General features: G+C 70.7%; 5 protein-coding genes and 1 pseudogene. 1 reads left to right on the top strand and 5 read right to left on the bottom strand.

The features are described from left to right. Positions 1-551, top strand: a pseudogene (locus B9G38_RS14130) (carboxypeptidase M32); the annotation flags it as partial. A gap of 35 nt (positions 552-586) precedes the next feature. On the opposite strand, the gene B9G38_RS14125 reads toward B9G38_RS14130, so the two are convergent. From B9G38_RS14125 to trpA, 5 genes are all read right to left on the bottom strand, one after another. Beyond that, complete coding sequence (locus tag B9G38_RS14125) at positions 587-1,390, bottom strand: CPBP family intramembrane glutamic endopeptidase (protein WP_086220789.1); 804 nt, start codon at positions 1,388-1,390, stop codon at positions 587-589. A gap of 84 nt (positions 1,391-1,474) precedes the next feature. Continuing rightward, positions 1,475-2,092: a hypothetical protein gene (locus B9G38_RS14120; protein WP_086220788.1), complete on the bottom strand. Its 618-nt coding sequence runs from the start codon at positions 2,090-2,092 to the stop codon at positions 1,475-1,477. Between the two features lie 83 nt (positions 2,093-2,175). Next, complete coding sequence (locus B9G38_RS14115; protein ID WP_086220787.1) at positions 2,176-3,348, bottom strand: 3-dehydroquinate synthase II; 1,173 nt, start codon at positions 3,346-3,348, stop codon at positions 2,176-2,178. Between the two features lie 135 nt (positions 3,349-3,483). Further along, a complete protein-coding gene (locus tag B9G38_RS14110) occupies positions 3,484-4,275 on the bottom strand; it encodes a 2-amino-3,7-dideoxy-D-threo-hept-6-ulosonate synthase (protein WP_086220786.1) in 792 nt (263 codons plus the stop codon). Positions 4,276-4,360: 85 nt separating this feature from the next. Further along, the coding region (gene trpA / locus B9G38_RS14105) for a tryptophan synthase subunit alpha (RefSeq protein WP_143415471.1) at positions 4,361-5,064 on the bottom strand (704 nt) is incomplete at its 5' end.

The following is a 5,064-nucleotide window of genomic DNA, read 5'->3' as shown; positions in this document are numbered from 1 at the left end:
TCCAGGAGCACTTCCCGCAGACCGAGGACGCGACGGTCCGGGACGCCTACGAGGCGTTCAACCAGGTGTACGAGGACAACCTCATCCGCGTCGAGGCCGACGAGCTCACCTACCACCTCCACATCGTGGTCCGGTTCGAGATCGAGCGCGACCTGATCCGCGGCGACCTCGACGTCGAGGACGTGCCCGAGGTCTGGAACGACAAGTACGAGGAGTACCTCGGCATCCGTCCCGACACCGACAGCGAGGGCTGTCTCCAGGACATCCACTGGAGCCACGGCAACTTCGGCTACTTCCCCACCTACTCGCTCGGCTCCGTCATGGCCGCGCAGCTGTTCGAGGCCGCGGAGGACGACATCGACGACCTCGACGCCAAGATCGCCGACGGCGAGTTCGACGACCTCCAAGACTGGCTCGGCGAGAACGTCCACCGGCACGGCTCCCGGTACGAGACGAACGAGCTCGTGAAGCGCGCGACCGGCGAGGACTTCTCGGCCGACGCCTTCCTCGACTACGTCGACGAGAAGTACGGCGAGCTGTACGGGATCTGAGGCGACGCGAGACGCCGCCGCGGTTCCGGATTCTTTCAGAGTACCTGAACCAGCGACAGCGCCACCAGCGGCACGTGGAACGCGGCGTGCGCGACCATCGCGGCTTCGAGGCTGCGGCGCCAGTAGAGCCAGCCGAACGCGACGCCCGCGACCGCGTTCAACAGGGTCGTCCGGGCGACGAGCGCCGGCGTCAGTCCGACCGCCTGCGCCAGCGCCGGCAGGTGACCGACGCCGAACAGCACCGCCGACACGCCGACGGCGGCCCACATGACCTTCGGGCCGGGCGCGTCGCCGCGGCGACCGACGAGGACCCACCCGCCGAACGCGAGCGCGGACATGAGCCCGAACCGCAACAGGAGTTCCTCCGTGACCCCGCCGTAGAGGAAGCGGACCGGGGCGTACGCGAGCACGTCGACGACCGTCGGCCGCGTCGCTCCGATCGCCGACTGGGGGAGATCGCGGGCGACGAGCGGGGCCAGCGCGACGTCGAGCGCGATCACGAGCAGACTGCCGGCGACGCCGACCCCGATCGAGAGCCCGACTTCGGGACGGAGCCGCTTCCACGCGCCCGCGCCGCTCCTCGCCCGGTCGAAGAGGTGCGACCGAAGGCCGGCCTTCGGCGCCGCGTAGGCGCCGACCAGACACGCGACGACGAGCAGCAGGAGCGGACTGATACCGGAGAGGAGAGCGAGGAGCGGCCGGGGCAGTCCGGCCGGGACGGCCTCCGGCGGCGTCGAGCGATACACGTACGCTACGAGCGCGACGATGCCGGGGAGGCCGGCCAGCAGGGTGACGCCGAACCGAGCGCGGAATGGGGAGCGGGGTTTCGTCGCGACCATGCCCGGACCGACTCCCGAGGGCGAGATAACGGTTTGGTCGCGTCTCAGACTCTGCGACCGCGGTCGCGCGACGCCCGCGCTCCGTTACAGGCCCAGCCGGAACCCGGTCATCAGGACGATAAGCACGAGCATCATCGCCCCCTCGGACAGTCCGACGACGAGGTTCTTCTTCTCGATCGATTCGAGCCGCGAGGCGTCCGGATCCGGCGACAGCGTCTCGTAGTAGGCGCTGAGCTGGAGCCGGTGCGGCACGGCGATCCCGAACGCGAATAGCCCCCAGCCGAGCGCGAGCGCGGCCCCCGACCACGCGCCGCCGAAGCCGTAGCCGAGGCCGAGGTCGGGCGTCAACAGCACCGATCCGGACAGCACCGTCGTCAGCGAGAAGCCGACGAGGAAGAAGACCGCCTTCGGCACCAGCGTCGTCGTGACCGCGGCCGACGCCTCCTCGCCGAGACCACCGAGCGTCGGACCGATGATCGCCGGGAAGATCAGCGCGAACCCGAACCAGACCGCCCCGGCCGCGACGTGCGTGTAAAAGAGCAGTTCGGTGCTCCCGAGCGCGAGGCTCGCCCCGAGGAACGCCAGCGGGACGAGGAGGCTCCCGGCCGCGAACGCCGGATTCGCGGCCCGGGCGAGGTGTTGGACTCGATCGACGAACCCCTGTTCGACGATGCGGCGATCGGTCTCGTTAGCGACTGCCATGCCGTCTGATAACAATCAACTCTAAAATGCGTTCTGGTCGACACGAACGCGGCCGGTTTCCGCCGCGACCGCCGCCGCGGCGGTCACTTCTCGATGATGCTCTCCTCGACGGCCTCGCCGAAGTGGCGCGCGACGTCCTCGTAGTAGACGAGCGCCTCGTCGCCCGGCTCGACCTCGGTGACGGCCTTGCGGCCCTCGCCCGTCGCGATCTTCACCGTCTCGGCGTTCTGGATGAGCGTCTCGATCCGGTCGGTCCCGTCCTCCGTCTCGATCTCCGCTTGGATCCGGAACATCGGGCGCTTCTCGATCTTTACCCGGCCCACGACCGCCTCGCGGGTGTGGCCGTCCGTGTCGACGACCTGGACCTCGTCGCCGCTCGACAGTTCGGCGAGGTAGTTGGTGCCGCCCTCCGAGTTGCGGACGTAGGCGTGGACCGCCCCCGCGTTCACGCGGAACGGCCGCGAGGCGACGTACGGCGACTCCGCCGTCTCGGCGTGGACGAAGAAGAGCCCGCGAGACATCGAGCCGACGAGCATCCCCTCGCTGTCGTCCATCAGCGACCCCGTGTCGATACAGACCCGGTCGGCCCTCCCGGTCTGTTCGATCTCGGTCACCTCGGCGTAGCGGAGATCGAGCGTCTCGCGGTCCGCGGCGTCGCGGGCCTGGACCGCGCCGCGGATCTCGTCGGGTGAGTCGGCATCGAGGAGGACGCCGTCGGCGCCGATCTCCAGCGTCTCGAAGGCGGTCCGGGCCTCGGCGGCCGTCGTCGCGCCCGCGATGAGGTGGGTCTCCTCGCCGACCCGCGCGATGAGGTTCTCCAGCGGGATGATCGACCAGTCCTCGCCGACGATCACGGTGAAGTCGGCGTCCTCGGCCGCGGCCTCGGCGAAGCGCTCGTACTCGGTGCCGAGGACCCGGACGTACGCCCCCTGCGCGCGGTCGTCGCGCCGGCGCAGTGTGGTGAGGTCCGCCGACCCGGAGAGGTCCTCGGGCATGTCGATCGTCCCGTCGCCCTCGCCGCCCTTCCCGACGAAGTACGCGTCGGCCTCGGCGTCGCTCTCGGCGTCGTCGATCACGTCGGCGTCGGAGCGGAACGCCGCCACGTTCACGTCGCCCAGCTCGCGGACGCGGCCGACGTCGCCCTCGTCGACGAGCACCCAGTCCGCGCCGGCCTCGATGGCCGCGGTGACCCGTCGCTTGCGCGCCTCCCAGTCGCCGACGTCGCCGTCGGCTTTGACCCAGACCGTGCGTGTCATTACCGACACCTCACGGCGCGCCGGCTTGAAAACTGCGAAAGGAACAGGGCTCCCGCGAAAGGAACAGAGCCCCTGTGGAACGAACAGGGCTCCCGCCGGACCTCGGCCGCCCGCTCGGCGGCGGTCGGCCGGGACTCAGGCCTCGACGAACCCGCCCGCTCGCAGCGCCTCCTCGACGCCAGCGTCGTCGTGGACCACCGCGGAGACGGCGCGCGCGATCCCCTCGGGGTCGTCGTGCTGGAAGATCGACCGCCCCATCGACACGCCGGCCGCGTCGCCGTCCATCGCGCCGCGCACCATCTCGACCGTCTCGCGGTCGGTCCCCTTCGAGCCGCCGGCGATGACGACGGGGAGCCGGGTCGACTCGGTGACGCGCGCGAACGAGTCGCCGTCGCCGGAGTAGCCCGTCTTCACCACGTCCGCGCCGAGCTCCTCGGCGAGTCGGACGGCGTGCCCGAGCGCCTCGGGGTCGGACTCGTCGACGCCCGGCCCCCGCGCGTACGCCATCGCGAGGACCGGGAGACCCAGCCGCTCGGCGTCGGCGGTGAGCTCCGCGAGCTCTTCGATCTGGTCCGGCTCGTGGTCGGAGCCGACGTTGATGTGGAAGGAGACCGCGTCGGCCCCGGCGCGGACCGCGTCCTCGGCGGTGCCGGTGACGCGCTTGTCGCTTTCGTCGGGGCCGATCGTCGTCGAGCCGTTGAGGTGGGCGATGTAGCCCGCGCCGTTCTTGTTGGGGTGGACGCGCTCCGCGATCCCGCGCTGGGTGAGCACCGCGTCCGCGCCGCCCGTGGTCACGCCGTCGATGGTGGATTCGATGTCGACGAGCCCCTCAACGGCGCCCATCGTGATCCCGTGGTCCATCGGGACGACGAAGTATCGGTCGTTCGTGGAGATGCGGTCGAGTCGTGCCGAGAGTCCTGCTGTCATTGTGTCGTGGGTCGTTGTGTGAGAGTGTGGCAATCGGAGGTAAGTGGGTTTCGTTCGGGGACGTATTGGCTCGAAGTCGCCCGGCTCAGACCGATTCGGTCGCCTCGGGCCGAGAGCGGTAACCGCGCTCGGTCCCCCGCTTCAGTTCGCGGGAGAGCGCCTCCAAGCGGTCGGCGACCGTCTCGGTCGACAGGTCCTCCTCGACGCCCTCGGCGACCACGTCGACGAGCGCCGAGCCGACGATGATCCCGTCGGCGCCGCCGGCGACGATCCGCTCCGCGTGCTCGCCGGTCGAGATGCCGAACCCGACCGCCTTCGGCACGTCGTACTCGGCGAGGCGGTCGAGGCTCTCGGTCGTCTGGTCGGAGACGTCGTCGCGGGCGCCCGTGGTCCCGAGCCGCGCCTGGACGTAGACGTACCCGGAGACGTTCCCCATCATGCGGTCCAACCGGTCGCCGCGCGTCGTCGGCGCGACGATGAAGACCAGGTCGAGCCCGAACGCGTCGCACGCCTCGCGCAGCGGGTCCGCCTCCTCCGCCGGCAGGTCGGGGACGACGAGCCCCTGGATGCCGGCCGCGGCGGCGCGCTCGACGAAGGGGCGCGGTCCGGGTTCCTCGCCATACTGGTAGATCAGGTTGTAGTAGGTCATACACACCGGCGCGGCGTCCACGTCCAGTTCCTCCGCGCACGCCAAGACCCGCCCCGGCGTCCTCCCCGCCTCCAGGGATCGGACGCGCGCCTCCTGTCTCCTCCGCCCCCCCCCCACCCGCTCCTCTACCGGGGCGCCGC

Source organism: Halorubrum sp. SD612 (assembly GCF_002135005.1).
This window is presented reverse-complemented; position numbering and strand designations above follow the sequence as displayed.

Excerpts from the sequence above, each read along its gene's own strand:
- B9G38_RS14125 (WP_086220789.1), bottom strand. The coding sequence starts at position 1,390 with ATGGTCGCGACGAAACCCCGCTCCCCATTCCGCGCTCGGTTCGGCGTC.
- B9G38_RS14120 (WP_086220788.1), bottom strand. The coding sequence starts at position 2,092 with ATGGCAGTCGCTAACGAGACCGATCGCCGCATCGTCGAACAGGGGTTC.
- B9G38_RS14115 (WP_086220787.1), bottom strand. The coding sequence starts at position 3,348 with ATGACACGCACGGTCTGGGTCAAAGCCGACGGCGACGTCGGCGACTGG.
- B9G38_RS14110 (WP_086220786.1), bottom strand. The coding sequence starts at position 4,275 with ATGACAGCAGGACTCTCGGCACGACTCGACCGCATCTCCACGAACGAC.